Source organism: Stenotrophomonas sp. 364 (assembly GCF_009832905.1).
In the GTDB taxonomy this organism is placed as follows: Bacteria; Pseudomonadota; Gammaproteobacteria; order Xanthomonadales; family Xanthomonadaceae; genus Stenotrophomonas; species Stenotrophomonas maltophilia_AP.
Genome location: NZ_CP047135.1, coordinates 4,284,578 through 4,305,282, shown reverse-complemented (window position 1 = coordinate 4,305,282; position 20,705 = coordinate 4,284,578). Strand labels below are relative to the sequence as shown.

Here is a 20,705-nt window from a genome sequence, read left to right as displayed (position 1 = left end):
GCACTATCGGTGACACGCGCTCACGCAGCGTCCAGCTATAGTCGGCCCATGAGCGACGCCCACACCGATCCCGCCGCGCTGCCCGCGATCCTGCACACCCTGCGTACGGCCTGGCAGGCCAACCGCCCATCGTTGGACCAGCGCCGCGACGACCTGCAGCGCCTGCGCGCAGCGTTGAAGGCACGCCTGCCGCAGATGACCGACGCCATCTCGGCCGACTTCGGCCACCGCTCCTCCCACGAATCCATGATCGCCGACGGCATGACCGTGCTCGGTGAGATCGACCACCTGCTCAAGCACCTGCGCCGCTGGGCGCGCCCGCGCCGGGTCGGGGTGGGCTGGCGGTTCTGGCCGGCGCGCGCGCAGACCCGCGCGGTGCCGCTGGGCGTGGTTGGCGTGATCTCGCCGTGGAATTACCCGGTCAACCTGGCGCTGATTCCGCTGGCCACCGCGATCGCCGCTGGCAACCACGTCATCCTCAAGCCCTCCGAACACACCCCGCGCACCAGCGCGTTCCTGCAAGTGCTGCTGGCCGAGGTGTTTCCCGCCGACCGCGTGGCGGTGGTGCAGGGCGACGGTGCGCTGGCGAGTGCGCTGGCAGGCTCGCCGCTGGACCACCTGGTGTTCACCGGTTCCACCGCCGTCGGCCGCAAGGTCATGGCCGCCGCGGCCCAGCACCTCACTCCGCTGACCCTCGAACTGGGCGGCAAGTCACCGGCCATCGTCTGCAGCGACTACCCGCTGGACAAGGCGGCCGCACGCCTGGCCACTGGCAAGTGGTTCAACGCCGGCCAGACCTGCATCGCCCCGGATTACGTGCTCATCGATGGCGCCCGCCAGCGCGAGCTGGTGCAGCAGCTGCAGACCCAGGTGCGCACGCGCTACGGTGACTTCAGCGATGCCACCGACTACACGCGGATCATCCATGAGGGCCAGTACCAGCGCCTGCGCGGGTACCTCGACCAGGCCCGGGTACGCGGCGTGCCGGTGATCGAGCTGGCCACCGTGGATCCCGAGCGCGCTGCGCGCGAACGCCTGATCGTGCCGACCATCGTGCTTGACCCGCCGGCCGACCTGGACCTGATGCAGGAGGAGATCTTTGGCCCGATCCTGCCCGTCTGCGCGTATCCCAGCCTGGACGCGGCGCTGGCCGAGGTACAGGGCCGCGACCGGCCGCTGGCGCTGTATGTCTTCAGCCAGGACAACCGCACGGTCGAACGCGTGCTGGGGCAGGTGGTGGCCGGGGGTATCACCGTCAACGACACCCTGCTGCACTTCGCCATCAACGACCTGCCGTTCGGTGGCGTCGGCCCCAGCGGCATGGGCGCGTATCACGGCCGCGCCGGCTTCGACGGGTTGAGCAAGCAGCTGCCGATCCTGTGGCAGTCGCGCTGGGCGGCCAGCGACCTGCTCAAACCGCCGTATTCGAAGATTGCCGGGATGCTCAAGGCGCTGGTGCGCTGACCCGCAGCCGCTAGCGTCGCCCGCAGCGCACGGAGGTCAACGCGCAGCCCGGCCTTCGTGGAACCACGCGTAGGCGGCCGCCTCCAGATCGCCTTCGTCGGCGATCACCGAACCGTCTTCGTCCAGCACGGTGTAGTGGCGCTGGTCGCCGCCCAGCGCCGCGCTGCCATCCAGCCCGAGAAGCAGGGTGTACATGGCGTCGGTGGCCAACACATCAAGCACGTCCCGCAACTGCTGTGCCTGCATGGGTGACAGTGCCATCGCGGTGATCCGCGCGGCCAATTCCGTCCCCGGGGTCCAGGCGGCCGCCAACAGCTGTTCTTTTTCGGCGTACCACTTGGCTACGAAGGCATCTGCGTTCATGGGGGTTCCGTGCGATCGGGGGGCACAGCCTAACGTGGGTAGTGGCGGTGCACGTGTGCGCGATGCTTGGCTGCACAGGGCTGCCGGCCAGCGGCCGACACTACCCCACCGACCACCGGTCGGTGGCTACCCGGTAGAATGGCGCCCATGAAAATCGCCTCCTGGAACGTCAACTCGCTCAACGTGCGCCTGCCGCACCTGGAACAATGGCTCACGGCGTTCGCGCCGGACGTGGTCGGTATCCAGGAAACCAAGATGGAGGACCACAAGTTCCCCGACGCGGTGCTGGCCGGGCTGGGCTACCGCAGCGTGTTTGCCGGACAGAAGACCTACAACGGCGTGGCACTGCTGTCGCGCGAACCGGCGCAGGACGTGCAGATCGGCATTCCCGGGTTCGAGGACGAGCAGAAGCGCGTGATCGCCGGCACCGTCAATGGCGTGCGCATCATCAACCTGTACGTGGTCAACGGCCAGGACGTGGGCACCGACAAGTACGCCTACAAGCTGCGTTGGCTCGAGGCCGTGCATGCCTGGGTCGAGGCCGAGCTGGCCCGGTACCCCGAGCTGGTGGTCATGGGCGACTTCAACATCGCCCCGGACGCGCGGGATGTGAACGACCCGCTGGTCTGGAACGAGAACCACATCCTGACCTCCACCGCCGAGCGCGGCGCCCTCAACAAGCTGCTCAAGCTGGGCCTGCACGATGCGTTCCGCCTGCACAGCGAGGAAGAAGGCGTGTTCAGCTGGTGGGACTACCGCGCCGCCGGTTTCCGCCGCAACCTGGGCCTGCGTATCGACCTGACGCTGGTGTCGGACGCACTCAGGGCGCGTGCCGTTGCCTCGGGCATCGACCGCGAGCCGCGCACCTGGGACCGCCCCAGCGACCACGCCCCGGCGTGGGTGCAGTTGGGATAGCGCCGGCCGCTGGCCAGCGCACATACAACAAGGCCCGGCAGTGCCGGGCCTTGTTGATCAAGCGGTGCAGGTATGTGGGTTACCGGACGCTTCGACGCGTAAACAGATTCACGATCGCGAGCAGGATCACCGCGCCGATCAACGAGAACAGGAACGTACGGATCGTGATTGCTTCGTTGATGCCACCGCCGAACAGCCAGCCGGCCAGCAGGGCGCCGATGATGCCGACCACGATGTTGAGGATGATGCCTTGTTGCGCGTCGCGCTTCATGATGATGCTGGCAAGCCAGCCCACGATGCCGCCGACGATCAGCCAGATGATGATGCCCATAGCGGTGACTCCCGGTTTGCGTGAACGACCGGGCCAGTTGACGGCACCCCCCGTGAAATCACCGTGCAGTCGTCCTCACCGGGTGGTGGCATGACCGTGCCCATCGTTTCGGGCGGTCCGTGGCAGTTCGGCCCGGTCACGGTCTGGTGCCTGCCGCACGTCAACGGCACCCGGGGCGAGCCGCAGGCCCGGGTCCTGCTGGCCGACCAGCTGGGCGGTACGCCGGACACCCTGCCGCTGCAGCGCGACGCCCGCGGCCGCCCGGAACTGCACGGCCCGCTGGCGCATATCGGCACCGGCTGGAGCCACAGCCATGGCCTGCTGCTGGTGGCGATGGCCGAACGGGTCCGGCTGGGCGTGGACCTGGAGCCGCTGCGCCCGCGCCCGCGCATGGTGGAAATCATCGAGCGCTTCTTCCATCCGGCCGAGGTTGCCTGGCTGCTGGGGCTGGACGAGGCGGCTCGCACGCCGTGGTTCTTCCGGGTCTGGTGCGCCAAGGAAGCCATTCTCAAGGCACAGGGACAGGGCATTTCCTTTGGCCTGCACCGTCTTCAGCTGGCCCCGGACGCTGCGGGCCGCCTTCGCCTGGCCTGGTGCGACCCGGAACTGGGTGACGCGGCGCGCTGGCACCTGCACGAATGGCAGGCCGCGGTGGATTTCCGCGCGGCGCTGGCCTGGCATGCGATGTGAGCGGGGTCGCCCGGGCCAACGGGTGGGGTCCCTGGTAGAGCAGCCGACCAACGGTCGGCTCTACCAGGGATGCGTAGCCGACCAACGGTCGGCTCTACCAGGGATGCGTAGCCGACCAACGGTCGGCTCTACCGGGGTGCGATAATGGCGCCATGAAAGAACACACCCTCCCTGCCGGCGTGTCCGACGCGCTTGAGCGCGGCCTGGCCGCGATGCAGCTGGACGCCGCGCTGGCGCCGCCGCTGCTGACCTACCTGACCCTGCTTGACCGCTGGAACCGCACCTACAACCTCACCGCGATCCGCGACCCGCTGGAGATGGTCACCCGCCATCTGCTCGACTCGCTGGCCATGCAGCCCTACCTGGAGGCCGGCACCCTGGCCGACCTGGGCACCGGCCCCGGCCTGCCCGGCATCCCGCTGGCCATCGCCCGCCCGCAGCTGCAGGTGACCCTGGTGGAAAGCAACGGCAAGAAGGCGCGCTTCATGCGCGAGGCTGTGCGCCAGCTCGGCCTGACCAACGCCCGCGTGGCCGAATCGCGGGCCGAAGCGCTCGCCGAACCCGGCGCCTACGACCACCTGACCGCCCGCGCCATGGACACCCTGGCCGGCATCATCGCCGTTGGCGGTCATCTGCTGCGCCCGGGCGGCCGCCTGCTGGCCATGAAAGGCGTGCACCCGCACGACGAAATTGCCCAGCTGCCGGCCGGCTGGACGGTGGAGCAGGTGCTGCCGCTGCACGTGCCCGGCCTGACTGGCGAGCGCCATCTGGTGGTGGTGGCCGGTCCCTGACCGGTCCCGGGCGCGCGCCAGCCTGCTGCTGCGGGTGCGCCCCGATATCGGCGGCAACGCCCGCCACAGCTGCCGCTGCGGTGTCCACCGGGCGCACGCGAGGTGCCCCATCGAGGTCGCGGGCGCCTGTCGGCGCGCATCTCACAGTGCATGACACGCCCCATATACGCATAATGACCAGTCCCACTCCCTGCCGATGAGGCTCACACGCATGGCCCGCATCATCGCCATCGCCAACCAGAAAGGTGGCGTCGGCAAGACCACGACCGCCGTCAATCTGGCCGCCTCCCTGGCTGCTGCACCCAAGCGCGTGCTCCTGGTCGACCTGGATTCCCAAGGCAATGCGACCATGGGCAGCGGCGTGGACAAGCGTGAAGTCGCCGCGTCCACCTGCGACCTGCTGCTGGGCGAAGCCACCGCCGCCGAAGTGCGGGTCACCACCCCGGAAGGCTTCGACCTGCTCCCGGGCAACATCGACCTGACCGCCGCCGAGATCCAGCTGATGGACCAGGGCGAGCGCGAGCAGCGCCTCAAGCGCGCCCTGGCCCCGGTCCGTGACGAGTACGACTTCATCCTGATCGACTGCCCGCCGGCGCTGTCGCTGCTGACCCTGAACGCCCTGGCCGCCGCCGATTCGGTAATCGTGCCGATGCAGTGCGAGTACTACGCGCTGGAAGGGCTGAGCGCGCTGGTGGAAACCATCGAAGCGCTGCGCGCCAACCTCAATCCCAGCCTGGAGATCGAGGGCGTGCTGCGCACCATGTTCGACGTGCGCAACAACCTGGCCAACGCGGTGTCGGCCGAGCTCACCGAGCACTTCGGCGACCGCGTGTTCCGCACCATCGTGCCGCGCAACGTGCGCCTGGCCGAAGCACCCAGCCACGGGCAGAGCATCGTCGGTTACGACCGCGCCTCGCGGGGCGGCGTTGCCTACCTCGGCCTGGCCGGCGAGATCATCCGCCGCCACCAACAACGCAACACGGCCGATAAAGCCCTGGAGACCGCCTGATGAGCACCAAGCCCGCCCTCGGCAAGAAACGCGGCCTCGGCCGCGGCCTCGATGCGTTGCTGGGGCCCAAGGGTGCGGTGACCCAGGTACAGGCGGCCGCGGTGATCGAGCCCATGCCGGGTGAAGTGCTGCGCAAGCTGCCGGTAGGCCAGCTGCAGCCGGGCAAGTACCAGCCGCGCCGCGACATGGACGAAACCAAGCTCGCCGAGCTGGCCGAATCCATCAAGGCGCAGGGCGTGATCCAGCCGATCCTGGTCCGCCAGCTCGGCCCGGACAGTTTCGAAATCGTCGCCGGCGAACGCCGCTGGCGCGCCTCGCAGCTGGCCGGTCTGGACGAAGTGCCGGTGGTGGTGCGCGAGCTGGAAGACCGCACCGTCATCGCGATGGCGCTGATCGAAAACATCCAGCGCGAAGACCTCAACCCGCTTGAAGAAGCCGAAGCGCTGCAGCGCCTGATCAGCGAGTTCGCGCTCACCCACGCCGAGGCCGCCCAGGCCGTCGGCCGCTCGCGCGCGGCGGTGTCCAACCTGCTGCGCCTGCTCGAGCTGCCGATCGCCATCCGCCTGCTGCTGGAAACCCGTCGGCTGGAAATGGGCCACGCGCGTGCGCTGCTCACCCTGGCCCCGGAACTGGCCAGCAAGCTGGCCCAGGAAGCGGCCGACCAGGGCTGGTCGGTGCGCGAAGTGGAACACCGTGCGCAGCAGTTCGCGGCCGGCAAGGTGCCCGGTTCGCTGCGCAAGAAGCCGGCGGCCAGCGCGCCGCAGGCCGACATCGCCTCGCTGGAAACCGAGTTGTCCGAATCGCTGGGCGCCCGCGTGGCGATCAACCACGGCCGCGGCGGCAAGGGCAAGCTGATCATCCATTACACCGACCTGGACACGCTGGATGGCGTGCTCGAACGACTTCGCGCACAGAAGGGCTGAGTCCCCCACCGGCGCACGAGGATCATCCCCCCGCAATGAACCCTGCCAAGGTCGACCGCAACCATCTGTTGCGTCTGACCGACCTGCCGAATGTCGGGCCGGCCTGTGAGAAAGATCTGCGTCTGATCGGCATCCGTGTACCCGCGCACCTGCGTGGCCGCGATGCCTACGACATGTATGCGCAGCTATGCCTGCGCACCGGCGTGATGCATGACCCGTGCGTGATCGATGTGTTCCTGTCGGTCGTGCGCTTCATGCAGGGCGAAGCACCGCGCCCGTGGTGGAATTTCAGCAAGGAACGCAAGGCCACGCTGGCCAAGGAAGCGCCGCTCACGTTGTGGTGACGGCTTCCGGGCAGCCGGTGGCGGCCCACAAGGAGTGACGGATGAGCGATACCTACGACGATGTCAGCCCGGGCGGCAGTCCGATGTTGACCCACACCCGGCCCCGCGACTTCGCGCCGGCGGCCGGTGAGGTGTGCATCGAGCAGATCAGCGCGCATATCGAGCGGCATCTTGGCCCGGTCTCGAGCGTGTTCCATGAAATCGTGTCCGACGCCGTGCACATCGACGTGCACGTGGTGCCGGCCACCGATACGTTCCCGCATCTGCGGCTGGTGACATCGGGCATGAGTGACCTGCCGATGACCCTGTCCGACGACGTCGATGCGCCGCGCTACATGGAACTGATGGTGACCCTGCCGGCCGACTGGCCGCTGCAGCAGGCCGACCTCGAGGACGAGCGCCACTACTGGCCGATCCGCCTGCTGAAGATGATGGCGCGGCTGCCGCACAAGTTCGACACCTGGCTGGGGTTTGGCCACACCATTCCCAACTTCGATCCTCCCGCGCCCTACGCGCCGGGCGTCGGCTTCGACGGCGTAATCGTGCTGCCGCCGGTAAACGCCCCGGAAGACTTCGGCCAGCTGGTGATCGACGCTGAAAAGACCATCGTGTTCATGTCGCTGGTGCCGCTTTACCCCGAAGAAATGGCGCTGAAGCTGAAGAAGGGCAGCGATGCCCTGCTGGATCGCTTCGATGCCAAGGGCGTCAGCGACATCATCGAACCGGGCCGGGTCAACGTTGCCAGGAAGCGCTTCGGCCTGTTCTGAGTGACATACCGCACCGCTATGCTGTTCCCCGTATTTCCAGGATTACTGCGATGACCATCCTCGTCACCGGCGCTGCCGGCTTCATTGGGGCCAACACGGTCCGCGCGCTGCTCGATGCCGGTGAAACGGTGGTCGGGCTGGACAACTACAACGACTACTACGACCCGCAGATCAAGCGCGACCGCGTGGCCGCGCTGTGCCCGGACGCCGACATCCGCTCGCTCGACCTGACCGACCGCGACGGCCTGGCCGCGCTGTTCGAGGAGGTGCAGCCGACCCGGGTGATCCACCTGGCCGCGCAGGCCGGCGTGCGTTACTCGATCGAGAACCCGCACGCCTACGTGGACAGCAACCTGGTCGGCTTCGTCAACATGCTCGAGCTGTGCCGCCACCGTGGCGTGGCGCACCTGGTGTACGCGTCCAGCAGTTCGGTGTACGGCGATTCGGCCACCCCGCCGTTCTCCGAGGACCAGCGCATCGACAAACCGCGCTCGCTGTACGCGGCTACCAAGGCCGCCAACGAGCTGATGGCCTACACCTACGCGCAGCTGTACGGCCTGCATGCCACCGGCCTGCGCTTCTTCACCGTGTACGGCCCCTGGGGCCGCCCGGACATGGCACCGCTGCTGTTCTCGCGCGCGGTTCTGGCCGGGCGCCCGATCGACGTGTTCAACGACGGAAAAATGCAGCGCGACTTCACACATGTTTCCGACATCGTGGCCGGTATCCTCGGCGCGCTGGCGCATCCGTCCAGCGAGGATGTTCCGCACCGTGTCTTCAACCTGGGCAACCACACGCCGATCGAGCTGGAGCACTTCATCGGGGTCATCGAAGCGGCGGCCGGGCGCCCGGCGCACAAGGTGTACAAGCCGATGCAGCCCGGCGACATGGTCCGCACCATGGCCGACACCACGCTCGCCCGTGACGCATTCGGCTATGAGCCGGCCACGCCGATCGAGCAGGGCCTGCCCCCGGTGGTGGCCTGGTGCCGCGATTATTTCGGTACTCACGCCTGACACACATCTGCGGATTCATCTTTGGATAACCTTGGGTGCGGAAAATGCGCGCTCGTTTTCGATCCTGGCCCTCCGCAGAGCCCGACCATGAGCCAACCCCAGCTGTCGGTCGTTGTTCCCGTCTTCAATGAACGCGACAACGTTACCCCCCTGATCGAGGAGATCGTCGCCGCGCTGCGCGGGCAGGTCGCGTTCGAGATCGTCTACGTCGACGACCATTCGCGCGATGACACCCTGGCGGTGCTGCAGGGGCTCAAGGCCGTCCACCCCGAGCTGCGGGTGCTGCACCACGTCAGTCAGAGCGGGCAGAGCACGGCGGTGCGCACCGGCGTCAAGCAGGCCCGCGCCCCCTGGATCGCCACCCTGGACGGCGACGGCCAGAACGACCCGGCCGATATTCCCAAGCTGCTGGCGGCGCGCGCCGCGGCTGCGCCGCAGGTAAAGCTGTTCGCCGGCTGGCGGGTCCACCGCCAGGACTCGGGCAGCAAGCGCTGGGCCAGCAAGTGGGCCAATGCCATCCGCGCGCGCATGCTGCGCGACGACACCCCCGACACCGGCTGCGGCATCAAGCTGTTCGAGCGCGAGGCGTTCCTGGACCTGCCGTACTTCGACCACATGCACCGCTACCTGCCGGCGCTGATGCAGCGTGCGGGCTGGCAGACCATCAGCGTGCCGGTCAATCACCGGCATCGCACGGCGGGCGTGTCCAAATACACCAACCTGGGCCGCGCGCTGGTCGGCATCCGCGACCTGCGTGGGGTGGCCTGGCTGATCACGCGCAGCAAGCGCACCGCCGTGGAAGAACGCTGATGGAGCTGCACTGGCTCGACCAACCGTTGACCTGGCTGTACTGGACCGGCCTGCACGTGACCGGCTGGAAGCTGATCGGGTACACCGGCGCGCTGATGTTCGGCGGCCGCTGGCTGGTCCAGTTCGTGGCCTCCCGGCGCGCTGGCAAGCCGGTGATCCCGCGGCTGTTCTGGTATATGAGCGTGGTCGGCAGCCTGATGACGCTGAGCTACTTCCTGTTTTCGGCCAAGCAGGACTCGGTGGGCGTACTGCAGAACCTGTTCCCGGCGTTTACCGCGCTGTACAGCCTGAAGCTGGATATCGACCATCGTGGGTGGAAGCGGGACAAGGCGCCGCATTGAGGACGGGCCCACCGACCAACGGTTGGTGGCTACCGCGCGCCTTCGGCGCTGCCCACGGAGCAGGCAGGACCTTTGATCCATGCGCGGCCCCTTCGCCGGGTGCCATGATCGGGGTTTGCCGTCCACCGGGAACCGCTGATCGTGAAATCGCCCCTCGTCACCGCGCTGCTGCTCGCCCTGGCCCTTCCTGCCGGCGCCGTCCTGGCCGCACCGTCCGCTGCACCGGCGGCCGCACCGGCCAACCTGGCCTCGGAAAGCCCCGCCGATGCGCAGTTCCGCAGCATCTACGAAACCGAATGGAAGTGGCGCCAGGACGGCGGTGGTGAAGCCAGCGAAGACGGCGACGGCCCGGCCAACGCCACCCGCATGCCCGACGTGGGCGCGGCGGCCCAGCAGGCCCGGCTGAAGGTCTGGGACGAAGTGCTGGCCAAGCTCGGCACGATCGACCCGAAGACGCTCTCGGCCGACACCCAGATCAACTACGCCATCTACCGCGACCAGGTCTTCAACCTGGCCGCCGAGGTACGCCTGCGCGGCTATGAAATGCCGTTCAATGCCGACTCCTCGTTCTGGTCCAACCTGTCCTTCATGGCGCGCCGCGAAATGAAGACCGCCAAGGACTACCGCAACTACATCGCCCGCCTCAACGACGTGCCGCGCTACTTCGACCAGCAGACCGAGAACATGCGGGCCGGCCTCAAGCGCGGCTTCAGCGTGCCGCGCGCGGTGCTGGACGGGCGCGAAGTGTCCATCGCCACCGTGTCCGAACTGAAGGACCCGACCGCCTCGCCGCTGTACGCGCCCTTCAAGAAGCTGCCCGCCAGCATCCCCGCCGCCGAGCAGGCGCAGCTGCGGGAGCAGGCGCGGCAGGCCATCGGGGGCAGTGTGGTGCCGGCGTTCGCCAAGCTGCGCACCTTCTTTGTCAGCGAGTACGTGCCGCAAGCGCGCACCACCCTGGCCGCCGAAGCCATGCCCGACGGCAAGGCGTACTACAAGCAGCAGATCCACGAATACACCACGCTGGACCTGACCCCGCAGCAGATCCACGAGATCGGCCTGAAGGAAGTGGCGCGCATCCAGGCGGAAATGAACGGCATCATCAAGCAGGTGGAATTCAAGGGCAGCTTCGCGCAGTTCCTGACCTTCCTGCGTACCGATCCGCAGTTCTACGCCAAGACCCCCGACGAACTGCTGCACCGCGCCGCGTGGATCTCCAAGCGCGTGGACGGGGTGATCGGCAAGTACATGACCCTGCCGCGCGCACGCTTCACCATCGTGCCGGTACCGCCGGACATCGCCCCGTTCTGGACCGCCGGCCGCGGCGGCATGGGTACCTACTGGCTCAACACCTACAACCTGCCGGCGCGCCCGCTGTACAACCTGCCGGCCCTGACCCTGCACGAATCCGACCCCGGCCACGCGCTGCAGGGCGCACTGGCGGCCGAGCAGGGCGAGCAGCCCGAGTTCCGCCGCAACGCCTACATCTCCGCCTATGGCGAAGGCTGGGGCCTGTACTGCGAAAAGCTCGGCGTGGAGATGGGCATCTACGAAACCCCCTACGAGGATTTCGGCCGCCTGACCTACGAGATGTGGCGTGCCGCGCGCCTGGTGATCGACACCGGCGTGCACCACAAGGGCTGGACCCGCGCGCAGGCCATTGCCTACCTGCGCGACCACACCGCGCTGAGCGAGCATGAAGTGACCACCGAAGTGGACCGCTACATCTCCTGGCCGGGCCAGGCGCTGAGCTACAAGCTGGGCGAGATCGCCATCGTGCGCCTGCGCGCGCAGGCCGAGCAGGAACTGGGCGACCGGTTCGACGTGAAGTCCTTCCACGACGCGGTGCTCAAGCAGGGCTCGGTGCCGCTGCCGGTGCTGGAGCAGCAGATCCAGGCGTATATCGCCCAGCGCAAGGCTGCCAGCTGACCGCACCGGGATCGGCCGCGACCCGGCCGATCCCGTCAACGTGAACCATCGCGCCGCGCTGCGATTGTGTAACGGGCAAGCCGCCCGCTACCCTGCCGGCATGTTCCGCCACGCCCGCCCCCGTCCGTCCCTGCTGCTGCGCCTGCTGATGCTGGTGGCGGTGGGCCTGGGCGTGTTCGGCACGGCCACGGCGTCGGCGCTGGCCGACATCCATATCAGCCTGCACAGCGACGCGGCCCCGGCCGACACCGCGCTGCCCGGCGATGCCGAACCCGATCCGACCGACGGCGACCTGCTGCACGCACTGGTGCATTGCGGCCACTGCCACGGTCACGGCGGCGTGCTGCCGATGGCGTCACTGCCGTGGGTCCTGCCCGCCGCGCCCGCGCACAGCGTGCCGGCCGGGCTGGTCGCGCAGTTGCGTACCCAACCGCCGGAGAGCCTGCTGCGCCCCCCGATAGCGTCCTGATGCCACGCGGCCCCGCGCCGCCGTTGTCCATCTGAACCGTTATCTGGAGATTCCCCATGTGGATGCGCCTGGCAGCCTTGGCTGTCCTCGCGTTCGTGCCGTGCGTGTATGCGCAGGGCACGAAAACGCCTGATCCGTTGACCCTCGACGACGCCATCGCGCGCGTCGCCCAGTACCACCCCGACCTCCGCCTGGCCGAGGCGCAGCGCCCGATCTGGGAAGCACGCCGTGACGCGGCCGGACTGCGCCCGCCGCTGAGCGTGGGCGTGGACCTGGAAAACGCGCTGGGCAGCGGCGATGCCAGCGGCCTGCGCAGCGCCGAGCTGACCGTCACCCTGGCCGGCATGCTCGAACGCGGCGGCAAGCTGGACGCCCGCCGTGCCGTGGCCCAGGCCAACTTGGACAGCCTGGCTCCCCAGCGCGAAACCGCCCGGCTGGACCTGATGGCCGAGGTGGCGCGCCGCTATCTGGCGGTCACCGACGCCCGCCAGCAGCTGGCGATCGCCCAGACCGACATTGATCAGCGCAAGCGCGCGGTGGCGGCCGCGCGCCTGCGCCTGCAGGCCGGAGCGTCGCCCGAATCGGTGCTGCTGACCGCCCAGGCGATGTTGGCCCAGGCCGAGCTGGACCGCGACCGCGCCGCCCAGGCCGACCAGTCCGCGCGTGCCGCGTTGTCGGCGTTGTGGCGGCAGCGCGAGCCGGGCTTCGACGTCGTCACCGGCGACCCGATGCAGCTGCCGGCGCTGCAGGACTTCGCCGTGCTGGCCGACACACTGCAGCGCACTCCCGAACTGGCCATGCTGGCCGGCGAGCGCCGCATCCGCGAGGCGCAGGTGCAGCTGGCCCGCACTGCCGCGCGGCCGGATGTCAGCTGGCAGGTGGGCGTTCGCAACAACCGTGAGAGCCGTGACAGCGCCTTCGTGGCCGGCTTCAGCGTGCCGCTGGGCAGCGTTGCCCGCGTCGCGCCGGAGATCCGCGCGGCCGAAGCGGAACTGGCGCTCAACGCGGTGGAACGCGATGCGCGCGCGCTGCAGCTGTACGCCACCCTGGCCGAAGCACATGGCCGCTACCTGACCTCGCGGCTGGAAGTCACGCGCATGGCGCGCGACGTGCTGCCGCAGCTCACGCGTGCCGAGAACGCCGCCGAGAAGGCCTGGCGCGCCGGTGCCATCAGCTACATGGAATGGGCACAGCTGCAGGCCATGCGCATCGAAGCCCGCCAGCGCCAGCTGGACGCGGCCATCGCTGCGCAGACCGCACTGATCGAAATCCAGCGTCTCACCGGGCAGAGCATGCTCGCCGCCGGCGACACCCCCGCCACTGCCGCCGTGTCCACGGAGGACCGCCGATGACCACTTTCTGCCCGCGCACCGCGCTCACTGCCGGCCTGCTGCTCACCCTGCTGGCCCTGGCCGGCTGCGCGAAGGAGGCCGGCACCCCGTCCGCCGCCGATCCGGGCCACGGCGAGGCCGGGCACAGCGACGAGGCGGCGCACGCCGAGGACGCGCATGACGAAAGCGCGCCGGAAACCACCACCATCACCGCTGCGATGGCCGAACAGGCCGGCATCCGCGTCGCCCCGGTCGCAGCGGGCACCATCGCCGACGAGCATGACGTGCAGGGCCTGCTGACCCCCGTCGATGGCCGCGTGGCGCAGGTAATGGCGCGCTTCCCCGGGCCGATCCGCTCGCTGCGCGCCAACGTCGGCGACCGCGTCGCGGCCGGCCAGGTGCTGGCCAGCATTGAAAGCAATCTCAGCCTGACCACCTACACCGTCACCGCGCCGATCAGTGGCGTGGTGCTGGCGCGCCAAGCCCAGGTGGGTGGCGTGGCGGGCGAGGGCACGCCGTTGTTCGAGATCGGCGACCTGTCCACCTTGTGGGTGGACCTGCACATCTTCGGCAACGACACCCAGCACATCACCGCCGGCGTGCCGGTCACGGTGGCGCGCATGACCGATGGGGTCAGCCAGACCACCACGCTCGAACGCGTGCTGCCCGGTACCGCCACCGCCAGCCAGAGCACCGTGGCCCGCGCCTCGCTGCGCAATGACGATGGCCTGTGGCGGCCCGGTGCGGCGGTGAAGGCCCGCATCGTGGTGGCCACCCAGGCGGCCGCGCAGGTAGTACCCCTGAGCGCGCTGCAGAGCATGGACGGCAAGGACGTGGTGTTCGTGCGCAGCGGCGACACCTACACCGCGCGCCCGGTCCGCCTGGGCGCGCGCGATGCGGGCAAGGTTGAAGTGCTGGACGGGCTGACCCCCGGCGAGCAGGTCGTGGTCGAGCAGAGTTACGTGGTGAAGGCCGACATCGGCAAGGCGGGGGCGTCGCATGAGCATTGAACGCGCCGGCGTGCTGGAACGCACCATCGGTACGTCCATCGCCCACCGCTGGCTGATGATGAGCCTGACCCTGGTGCTGGTGGCGGTGGGCATCTGGAGCTTCACCAAGCTGCCTATCGACGCCACCCCGGACATCACCAACGTCCAGGTGCAGATCAACACGGCGGCCCCCGGCTACTCGCCGCTGGAGACCGAACAACGCATCACCTACCCGGTGGAAACGGTGATGGCCGGCCTGCCGCGCATGGAACAGGCACGCTCGCTGTCGCGCTACGGGTTGTCGCAGGTCACCGTGGTGTTCGAGGACGGCACCGACATCTACTTCGCCCGCCAGCAGGTGGCCGAACGCCTGCAGCAGGTCAAATCGCAGATTCCCGACGGCCTTGACCCGCAGCTGGGTCCGATCTCCACCGGCCTCGGTGAGATCTTCATGTACACCATCGACGCCGATCCCAAGGCGCGCAAATCCGATGGCAGTGCCTACACCGCCACCGACCTGCGCACCCTGCAGGACTGGGTGATCCGCCCGCAGCTGCGCAACGTGCCGGGGGTGACCGAGGTCAACACGATCGGCGGCTTCCAGCGCCAGGTGCACATCACCCCGGACCCGGCACGCCTGCGCGCGCTGGGCTTCACCCTGGAAGACGTGGCGCAGGCGGTGGAAGCCAACAACCAGAACGTGGGCGCCGGCTACATTGAGCGCAACGGCCAGCAGTTCCTGGTGCGCATTCCCGGCCAGGTGGCCAACCTGGAGGAGATCGGCAACATCGTGCTGGCCCGGCGCGAAGGCGTGCCGATCCACGTGCACGACGTGGCGCAGGTGCAGGACGGCCCGGAGCTGCGCAGCGGCGCGGCCACCCAGAACGGCCACGAAGTGGTGATGGGCACGGTGGTGATGCTGATCGGTGCCAACAGCCGCGACGTGGCCCAGGCCGCGGCCGCACGGCTGCAGCAGGCGCAGGCCAGCCTGCCCAAGGGCGTTACCGTGACCGCCAGCTACGACCGCACCGCGCTGGTGGACCGCACCATCGACACCGTGGCCAAGAACCTCATCGAGGGGGCGTTGCTGGTGATCGTGGTGCTGTTCGCGCTGCTCGGCAATTTCCGCGCGGCGCTGATCACCGCCGCGGTGATTCCGCTGGCGATGCTGTTCACCCTGACCGGCATGGCGCGCGGTGGGGTGTCGGCCAACCTGATGAGCCTGGGCGCGCTCGACTTCGGCCTGATCGTCGACGGTGCGGTGATCATCATCGAGAACTGCCTGCGCCGGTTCGGCGAACGCCAGCACGTGCTGGGCCGTGACATGACCGCCGCCGAACGCTTCGCCGAAACCGCCAGCGCCACCGCCGAGGTGATCCGCCCCAGCCTGTTCGGGCTGGGCATCATCACCGCGGTGTACCTGCCGATCTTCGCGCTGTCCGGCGTGGAAGGAAAAATGTTCCATCCGATGGCGATCACCGTGGTGCTCGCGCTGACCGGTGCGATGCTGCTGGCACTCACCTTCGTGCCGGCGGCGATCGCGTTGTTCCTCGGCGGCCGCGTGCACGAAAAGGAAAACCGGCTGATGGCGTGGGTGCGCCGCCGCTATGCGCCGTTGCTGGCCTTCTCGCTGCGGCGCGGGCGCTGGATGGTGGCCGGCGCGCTGGTGCTGGTGGTGGGCTGCGGCCTGCTGGCCACGCGCCTGGGCAGTGAATTCGTGCCCAACCTGGACGAGGGCGACGTGGCCATGCATGCCATGCGCATCCCCGGCACCAGCCTGACCCAGTCGATCCAGATGCAGCTGCAGATCGAGAAACGGCTGGTGCAGTTCGCCGAGGTCGACAAGGTGTTCTCCAAGATCGGCACGCCGGAAGTGGCGTCCGACCCGATGCCGCCGTCGGTGGCCGACACCTTCATCATGATGAAACCGCGCAAGGACTGGCCGGACCCGCGCAAGTCACGGGCGGCATTGTTGGGGGAACTGGAAGCAGCGGTGGAGCAGTTGCCGGGCAACAACTACGAGTTCACCCAGCCGATCCAGATGCGCACCAACGAGCTGATTTCCGGCGTGCGGGCAGACGTGGCGGTGATGCTGTTCGGTGACGACCTGGACACGCTGCTGAGTGTGGGCAAGCGCATCGCCAGCGTGGCCGGCACGGTGCCGGGTGCGGCCGACGTGCGCGTGGAGGAAACCAGCGGGCTGCCGCTGCTGACCATCACCCCCAACCGCACCGCGCTGGCCGGCTACGGACTCAATCCCGGCCAGGTGCAGTCCACCGTGGCCACTGCGGTGGGCGGGCAGGTGGCCGGACAGCTGTTCGAAGGCGACCGCCGCTTCGACATCGTGGTGCGCCTGCCCGAAGCGCTGCGCCAGGACCCGGCGGCGCTGGCCGACTTGCCAGTATCGCTGGCCCCGGCGCTGGCCGGCGATGACGCCGACGAGTCCAGCCGTGTTGGCAGCTGGACCAGCGGCAGCGCCCGCACCGTGCCGCTGCGCGAACTGGCCACGCTGGGCAACAGCGAGGGGCCGAACCAGATCAACCGCGAAAACGGCAAGCGCCGCATCGTGGTCACCGCCAACGTGCGTGACCGCGACCTCGGCAGTTTCGTGGCCGACCTGCAGCAGGCGATCGGGCGCGACGTGCAGGTGCCCAACGGGTACTGGATCGAGTACGGCGGCAGCTTCGAGCAGCTGATTTCGGCCAGCCAGCGCCTGTCGATCGTGGTGCCGGTGACGCTGGCGATCATCTTCGCGCTGCTGTTCTGGGCGTTCGGCTCGGTCAAGGACGCGGCGATCGTGTTCAGTGGCGTGCCGCTGGCGCTCACCGGCGGCGTGCTGGCGCTGGCCGCGCGCGGCATTCCGTTGTCGATCTCGGCCGGTGTCGGCTTCATCGCGTTGTCCGGCGTGGCCGTGCTCAACGGGCTGGTGATGATCAGCTTCGTGCGCAGCCTGCGCGAGGGCGGCTTGCCGCTGGCCGACGCCGTGCGCGACGGGGCACTGGGTCGGCTGCGCCCTGTGCTGATGACTGCACTGGTGGCCTCGCTGGGCTTCGTGCCGATGGCCTTCAACGTGGGTGCCGGTTCGGAAGTACAGCGCCCGCTGGCCACGGTGGTGATCGGCGGCATCGTGTCGTCCACGCTGCTGACGTTGCTGGTGCTGCCGGTGTTGTACCGGTGGTTGCACCGTAAGGGGCCTGACGCGGTATGAAGGGTGGGTCCGCGCGTGATGCCACGTGCGGACCTGGCTGCCTCACCAATGCGCTGGCTTGTCGATGGGCTTCTTCCCGGTCTGGATGCGGTCAGGCAACTGGCAGCACGCCAACTCTTCATCGTGGATATGGCTGCGCGCCCAATCCGCATTCGCTGACAGGGAGGACATCATGTTGCGGTGGGCAACCGCACCTTCCTCGGGAGGCCGCCTTGGGGTGATCACTCCAAGGCGGATACCTGGAAAGTCCTCTCTGATGGCGCGCAGCACCGGTTCCACATCACTGTCGTTGGAACACACCACCAGCTGTGAGAATCGTCCTGACGCGGCATCGCGGTACATTGCCAACGCAATGTTCACATCCGTCTGTTTCTCTTCAAGCTTCCAGACCCTCACCCTATCGGCTCGGTTGAAGGGCTGCCCATCGACATACCGCGGCATCTTCGTACCGCTGCGATCATGCGTGTGGGTTCCCATTGTTTTCTGGAAACGGGTTCCGTGACGTATTTCGTGCCCACGTAGAAAGCTGTCCTGCGCGATCGTGGACGCATTGCCGTGGGTAGAAAAGCGGGCGAGCCAAAACGCGCTGAAGTACCTGACCAACGTCAACTGTGACGACGGCGTCTGCTCATGCACCAGGCGTTCGAACAGTCTGACAACATCGATCCATTTGTAGGGCGTCCCCCGGATCCGACCATAGTAAAAGTTGTAGCCATCCACGTAGACGGCGGTGGTTTCAGTCATGCGCACGTTCCTTCGGGCATGAAAAAACCGCCTTTCGGCGGTTTTTTCGTCCCAGGCCGTTTAGCCAACTGAATGACGACGGCGAGGGCGGGGTCGTGGGGCCATTACAACAGTCCGTTGCCATGGCAGTCAAATGACGGGGTCACACCTTGAGGCCGCCTCATCCACTTGGCGTTTATCGATTTCCTGCCAGCCATTGCTGGATCAGATCGGTTGCTTTGGCCACGCCGGTTTCCATGCCCATCGCCCTTCCCAGAGCAGCAGCCCGTTCACGCGTTCCTGCGTGTTCGGCGAAGCCAATGGCCCGCGCCAGCGTGTTGGCATCCAACCGCTTCGGCGACAACGCCGCCGGTGCCACGCCCAACGCCTGCAAGCGCGCCGCCCAGAAAAACTGGTCGGCCGCGAACGGCATCACCAGCGATGGCACCCCGGCCCGGCAGGCCGAATGCGTGGTGCCGCTGCCGCCGTGGTGGATCACCAGCGCGCAGCGCGGGAACAGCGCCTCGTGCGGGGTGGGGCCAACCACGAACACGTCGGCGGGCAGGGGCGTGCTGGGCACGCCCGCCCAGCCGGGGAACAGCAGCACCCGGCGCGGGGCCAACGCGTCCAGCAGTGCCGGCAGCACGCGGTCGCGATCGAAGCCGGTCATGCTGCCAAAGCCCAGGTACACCGGGGCCGGGCCGGCTTCAAGGAAGGCCTGCAGGTCCGACGGCGCTTGCCACGGGCTGTCCGGCAGGCGCCATTGGCCGCAGATGCGGTGGTTGGCGGGCCAGTCCGCCGGTTGCGGCAGCAGGCTGGGCGAGATGCCGTAGAGCATCGGTAGATCGCGCCAAAGGCTGCGTCGCGGTGGCATGCCCAGTGCGTGCCGGGCCTGGTTGATCGGCTCCCGGAAGGTGCGCCAGACGGCCTGGTTGACCAGCCCGTAGCTGAGCCGATTCAGCGCACCGGGCAGGCGCAGTCGGGGCAGGAACGGGGAGGGGAAGTCGGCGGTGGGCGTCAGCGGAATCATGCCCAGCCCGATCGCGGGCAGGCCATGGTGCTCGGCCACGGTCATGCCGACGAAGGCGGCCAGCCCGCCGGTCAGCACCGCATCGCACCCGGCGGCGGCCGCATCGGCCTGTCGCGTCCACGCCGGCACGTGCCGGCGCGCCATCCTGGCCAGTCCGCGCGAGGCGGCCAGCGTGTTGTTGCCGCGCGACACCAGCGCCACCACCTCATCATGGATGTCGCCTTCCAGCGCGGCGTGCGGCACACCCAGGGCGCTCGCGCTGCCCAGGGTGCCGCCTTCGGCCAGCAGCATCACCTCGTGTCCGGCGGCCATCAGGCCGTGGCAGAGCATGACCAGCGGGCGGGTGTCGCCCTCGGTGCCGTAGGTGATCGCCAGCAGCCGCATCGTGGGGGTCCAGGGTGAACAGGGTGGCCAGTATCGCCGCCGCCCGCGGGTGGCCATGCGAACACGGGGTGCGCGCCCGGCTCCGGCAGGCCGGCAAGGCCCTGTGGACAACTTGCGCCCGCCCACGGCCTGCGGCATAATGCGCGGCTCGCTGTGTCCGGAAATCTCTGGATCGGCGGCCGGGAACACGTCATCCGGCCCGCCCTTGACAGCGTAACCCTTTGATTCTCATGACGTGTGGCGGGAAACCGTCGAGGCCGCCGTCGCCCGGGCTATGGGCTGACAATTACTTTCATCGAGGTGCGCAATGTCCCGCGTATGCCAAGTTTCCGGCAAGCGAGTGCAGACGGGTAACAACGTCTCGCACGCCAACAACAAGACCCGTCGTCGTTTCCTGCCCAACCTGCACGAGCGCCGCTTCTGGGTTGCCAGCGAAAACCGCTGGGTCAAGCTTCGTGTTTCCGCGCATGCCCTGCGCACCATCGACAAGAACGGTATCGATTCCGTTCTGGCTGAGCTGCGTGCGCGCGGCGAAAAGGTCTGAGGAGTAAACGATCATGGCAGGCAAGCGCGATAAGATCCGTCTGATTTCGACGGCCAACACTGGCCACTTCTACACGACGGACAAGAACAAGAAGAACACCCCCGGGAAGATGGAATTCCTGAAGTACGATCCGGTCGTGCGCAAGCACGTCCTGTACAAGGAAGGCAAGATCAAGTAATCCGCAAGGATGCTTGAGCTTCCCCAGAAAAAACCCGCCCTTGTGGCGGGTTTTTTTTTGGTTCTTTCTCTCGTCCGCTTTGCGAGCACCAAGCGCGCTGTGCACCTTTTCAGGCGCGGCCTGTGGGTGGGTTGGGCGCTGGCCCCCCATGCCCTTGGA

Annotated in this window: 22 protein-coding genes; 18 read left to right on the top strand and 4 right to left on the bottom strand. The window is 68.2% G+C overall.

The annotated features are described in order from the left end of the window. Positions 1 to 48 precede the first annotated feature (48 nt). Positions 49 to 1,464, top strand: a complete 1,416-nt coding sequence (locus tag GQ674_RS19225; protein WP_159498473.1) for a coniferyl aldehyde dehydrogenase — start codon at positions 49 to 51, stop codon at positions 1,462 to 1,464. Between the two features lie 36 nt (positions 1,465 to 1,500). Here the strand turns inward: GQ674_RS19225 and GQ674_RS19220 are convergent, their stop codons facing one another. Next, positions 1,501 to 1,827 carry a hypothetical protein gene (locus GQ674_RS19220; protein ID WP_159498471.1) on the bottom strand — a complete coding sequence of 109 codons (327 nt, stop codon included), beginning with the start codon at positions 1,825 to 1,827 and terminating at the stop codon, positions 1,501 to 1,503. Between the two features lie 147 nt (positions 1,828 to 1,974). Here GQ674_RS19220 and xth point away from each other — a divergent pair, with 147 nt between their 5' ends. Continuing rightward, positions 1,975 to 2,742, top strand: a complete 768-nt coding sequence (gene xth, locus GQ674_RS19215) for an exodeoxyribonuclease III (RefSeq protein ID WP_159498469.1) — start codon at positions 1,975 to 1,977, stop codon at positions 2,740 to 2,742. A gap of 79 nt (positions 2,743 to 2,821) precedes the next feature. Here xth and GQ674_RS19210 read toward each other — a convergent pair whose 3' ends face one another. Beyond that, positions 2,822 to 3,073 (bottom strand): GlsB/YeaQ/YmgE family stress response membrane protein, encoded by a 252-nt coding sequence (locus GQ674_RS19210; protein WP_038685456.1) that lies wholly within the window; start codon positions 3,071 to 3,073, stop codon positions 2,822 to 2,824. Between the two features lie 90 nt (positions 3,074 to 3,163). On the opposite strand from GQ674_RS19210, the gene GQ674_RS19205 reads away from it, so the two are divergent. The 14 genes from GQ674_RS19205 to GQ674_RS19140 all read left to right on the top strand — a co-directional run bounded on the left by GQ674_RS19205 (position 3,164) and on the right by GQ674_RS19140 (position 17,687). Beyond that, positions 3,164 to 3,763 carry a 4'-phosphopantetheinyl transferase superfamily protein gene (locus tag GQ674_RS19205; protein WP_159498467.1) on the top strand — a complete coding sequence of 200 codons (600 nt, stop codon included), beginning with the start codon at positions 3,164 to 3,166 and terminating at the stop codon, positions 3,761 to 3,763. Between the two features lie 152 nt (positions 3,764 to 3,915). After that, positions 3,916 to 4,554 (top strand): 16S rRNA (guanine(527)-N(7))-methyltransferase RsmG, encoded by a 639-nt coding sequence (rsmG, locus tag GQ674_RS19200; protein WP_159498465.1) that lies wholly within the window; start codon positions 3,916 to 3,918, stop codon positions 4,552 to 4,554. Between the two features lie 211 nt (positions 4,555 to 4,765). Next, positions 4,766 to 5,563, top strand: a complete 798-nt coding sequence (locus GQ674_RS19195; protein ID WP_038685462.1) for a ParA family protein — start codon at positions 4,766 to 4,768, stop codon at positions 5,561 to 5,563. Beyond that, positions 5,563 to 6,486 carry a ParB/RepB/Spo0J family partition protein gene (locus tag GQ674_RS19190; protein WP_038685464.1) on the top strand — a complete coding sequence of 308 codons (924 nt, stop codon included), beginning with the start codon at positions 5,563 to 5,565 and terminating at the stop codon, positions 6,484 to 6,486. The genes GQ674_RS19195 and GQ674_RS19190 overlap by 1 nt, the downstream gene beginning before the upstream one ends. 35 nt (positions 6,487 to 6,521) lie before the next feature. Beyond that, a complete protein-coding gene (locus GQ674_RS19185; RefSeq protein ID WP_128095871.1) occupies positions 6,522 to 6,830 on the top strand; it encodes a helix-hairpin-helix domain-containing protein in 309 nt (102 codons plus the stop codon). A 41-nt stretch (positions 6,831 to 6,871) separates the two neighbouring features. Next, on the top strand, positions 6,872 to 7,597 hold the full coding sequence (locus tag GQ674_RS19180) for a suppressor of fused domain protein (protein ID WP_159498463.1): 726 nt from the start codon (positions 6,872 to 6,874) through the stop codon (positions 7,595 to 7,597). Between the two features lie 50 nt (positions 7,598 to 7,647). Next, on the top strand, positions 7,648 to 8,613 hold the full coding sequence (locus tag GQ674_RS19175; RefSeq protein WP_159498461.1) for an NAD-dependent epimerase/dehydratase family protein: 966 nt from the start codon (positions 7,648 to 7,650) through the stop codon (positions 8,611 to 8,613). Positions 8,614 to 8,700: 87 nt separating this feature from the next. Further along, positions 8,701 to 9,423 carry a glycosyltransferase family 2 protein gene (locus tag GQ674_RS19170; protein WP_159498459.1) on the top strand — a complete coding sequence of 241 codons (723 nt, stop codon included), beginning with the start codon at positions 8,701 to 8,703 and terminating at the stop codon, positions 9,421 to 9,423. Then, complete coding sequence (locus tag GQ674_RS19165; protein WP_128095875.1) at positions 9,423 to 9,764, top strand: lipid-A-disaccharide synthase N-terminal domain-containing protein; 342 nt, start codon at positions 9,423 to 9,425, stop codon at positions 9,762 to 9,764. Before GQ674_RS19170 ends, GQ674_RS19165 begins: the two co-directional genes overlap by 1 nt. Before the next feature lie 141 nt (positions 9,765 to 9,905). Beyond that, complete coding sequence (locus tag GQ674_RS19160) at positions 9,906 to 11,690, top strand: DUF885 family protein (protein WP_159498457.1); 1,785 nt, start codon at positions 9,906 to 9,908, stop codon at positions 11,688 to 11,690. Positions 11,691 to 11,790: 100 nt separating this feature from the next. Further along, positions 11,791 to 12,159 carry a DUF2946 family protein gene (locus tag GQ674_RS19155; RefSeq protein WP_159498455.1) on the top strand — a complete coding sequence of 123 codons (369 nt, stop codon included), beginning with the start codon at positions 11,791 to 11,793 and terminating at the stop codon, positions 12,157 to 12,159. A gap of 56 nt (positions 12,160 to 12,215) precedes the next feature. After that, positions 12,216 to 13,511 (top strand): TolC family protein, encoded by a 1,296-nt coding sequence (locus tag GQ674_RS19150; RefSeq protein ID WP_159498453.1) that lies wholly within the window; start codon positions 12,216 to 12,218, stop codon positions 13,509 to 13,511. After that, positions 13,508 to 14,500, top strand: a complete 993-nt coding sequence (locus GQ674_RS19145) for an efflux RND transporter periplasmic adaptor subunit (RefSeq protein WP_159498451.1) — start codon at positions 13,508 to 13,510, stop codon at positions 14,498 to 14,500. Before GQ674_RS19150 ends, GQ674_RS19145 begins: the two co-directional genes overlap by 4 nt. Further along, positions 14,490 to 17,687, top strand: a complete 3,198-nt coding sequence (locus tag GQ674_RS19140) for a CusA/CzcA family heavy metal efflux RND transporter (protein WP_159498449.1) — start codon at positions 14,490 to 14,492, stop codon at positions 17,685 to 17,687. Before GQ674_RS19145 ends, GQ674_RS19140 begins: the two co-directional genes overlap by 11 nt. A 42-nt stretch (positions 17,688 to 17,729) precedes the next feature. On the opposite strand, the gene GQ674_RS19135 is transcribed toward GQ674_RS19140, so the two are convergent. Both GQ674_RS19135 and GQ674_RS19130 read right to left on the bottom strand, forming a co-directional pair. Continuing rightward, positions 17,730 to 18,431, bottom strand: a complete 702-nt coding sequence (locus GQ674_RS19135) for an NYN domain-containing protein (RefSeq protein ID WP_236546130.1) — start codon at positions 18,429 to 18,431, stop codon at positions 17,730 to 17,732. 175 nt (positions 18,432 to 18,606) lie between these two features. Next, a complete protein-coding gene (locus tag GQ674_RS19130; RefSeq protein WP_159498445.1) occupies positions 18,607 to 19,824 on the bottom strand; it encodes a glycosyltransferase in 1,218 nt (405 codons plus the stop codon). A 307-nt stretch (positions 19,825 to 20,131) separates the two neighbouring features. On the opposite strand from GQ674_RS19130, the gene rpmB reads away from it, so the two are divergent. Both rpmB and rpmG read left to right on the top strand, forming a co-directional pair. After that, on the top strand, positions 20,132 to 20,368 hold the full coding sequence (gene rpmB / locus GQ674_RS19125) for a 50S ribosomal protein L28 (protein WP_005411638.1): 237 nt from the start codon (positions 20,132 to 20,134) through the stop codon (positions 20,366 to 20,368). A gap of 10 nt (positions 20,369 to 20,378) precedes the next feature. Then, positions 20,379 to 20,546: a 50S ribosomal protein L33 gene (rpmG, locus tag GQ674_RS19120; protein ID WP_172407465.1), complete on the top strand. Its 168-nt coding sequence runs from the start codon at positions 20,379 to 20,381 to the stop codon at positions 20,544 to 20,546. Positions 20,547 to 20,705: the final 159 nt, after the last annotated feature.

Coding starts and splice junctions, on each gene's coding strand:
- GQ674_RS19220 (WP_159498471.1), bottom strand. CDS start 1,827: ATGAACGCAGATGCCTTCGTAGCCAAGTGGTACGCCGAAAAAGAACAG.
- GQ674_RS19165 (WP_128095875.1), top strand. CDS start 9,423: ATGGAGCTGCACTGGCTCGACCAACCGTTGACCTGGCTGTACTGGACC.
- GQ674_RS19210 (WP_038685456.1), bottom strand. CDS start 3,073: ATGGGCATCATCATCTGGCTGATCGTCGGCGGCATCGTGGGCTGGCTT.
- rpmB (WP_005411638.1), top strand. CDS start 20,132: ATGTCCCGCGTATGCCAAGTTTCCGGCAAGCGAGTGCAGACGGGTAAC.
- GQ674_RS19180 (WP_159498463.1), top strand. CDS start 6,872: ATGAGCGATACCTACGACGATGTCAGCCCGGGCGGCAGTCCGATGTTG.
- GQ674_RS19190 (WP_038685464.1), top strand. CDS start 5,563: ATGAGCACCAAGCCCGCCCTCGGCAAGAAACGCGGCCTCGGCCGCGGC.
- GQ674_RS19170 (WP_159498459.1), top strand. CDS start 8,701: ATGAGCCAACCCCAGCTGTCGGTCGTTGTTCCCGTCTTCAATGAACGC.
- rsmG (WP_159498465.1), top strand. CDS start 3,916: ATGAAAGAACACACCCTCCCTGCCGGCGTGTCCGACGCGCTTGAGCGC.
- GQ674_RS19185 (WP_128095871.1), top strand. CDS start 6,522: ATGAACCCTGCCAAGGTCGACCGCAACCATCTGTTGCGTCTGACCGAC.
- GQ674_RS19140 (WP_159498449.1), top strand. CDS start 14,490: ATGAGCATTGAACGCGCCGGCGTGCTGGAACGCACCATCGGTACGTCC.
- GQ674_RS19130 (WP_159498445.1), bottom strand. CDS start 19,824: ATGCGGCTGCTGGCGATCACCTACGGCACCGAGGGCGACACCCGCCCG.
- GQ674_RS19135 (WP_236546130.1), bottom strand. CDS start 18,431: ATGACTGAAACCACCGCCGTCTACGTGGATGGCTACAACTTTTACTAT.
- GQ674_RS19225 (WP_159498473.1), top strand. CDS start 49: ATGAGCGACGCCCACACCGATCCCGCCGCGCTGCCCGCGATCCTGCAC.
- GQ674_RS19155 (WP_159498455.1), top strand. CDS start 11,791: ATGTTCCGCCACGCCCGCCCCCGTCCGTCCCTGCTGCTGCGCCTGCTG.
- GQ674_RS19195 (WP_038685462.1), top strand. CDS start 4,766: ATGGCCCGCATCATCGCCATCGCCAACCAGAAAGGTGGCGTCGGCAAG.
- GQ674_RS19150 (WP_159498453.1), top strand. CDS start 12,216: ATGTGGATGCGCCTGGCAGCCTTGGCTGTCCTCGCGTTCGTGCCGTGC.
- GQ674_RS19145 (WP_159498451.1), top strand. CDS start 13,508: ATGACCACTTTCTGCCCGCGCACCGCGCTCACTGCCGGCCTGCTGCTC.
- xth (WP_159498469.1), top strand. CDS start 1,975: ATGAAAATCGCCTCCTGGAACGTCAACTCGCTCAACGTGCGCCTGCCG.
- GQ674_RS19205 (WP_159498467.1), top strand. CDS start 3,164: ATGACCGTGCCCATCGTTTCGGGCGGTCCGTGGCAGTTCGGCCCGGTC.
- GQ674_RS19175 (WP_159498461.1), top strand. CDS start 7,648: ATGACCATCCTCGTCACCGGCGCTGCCGGCTTCATTGGGGCCAACACG.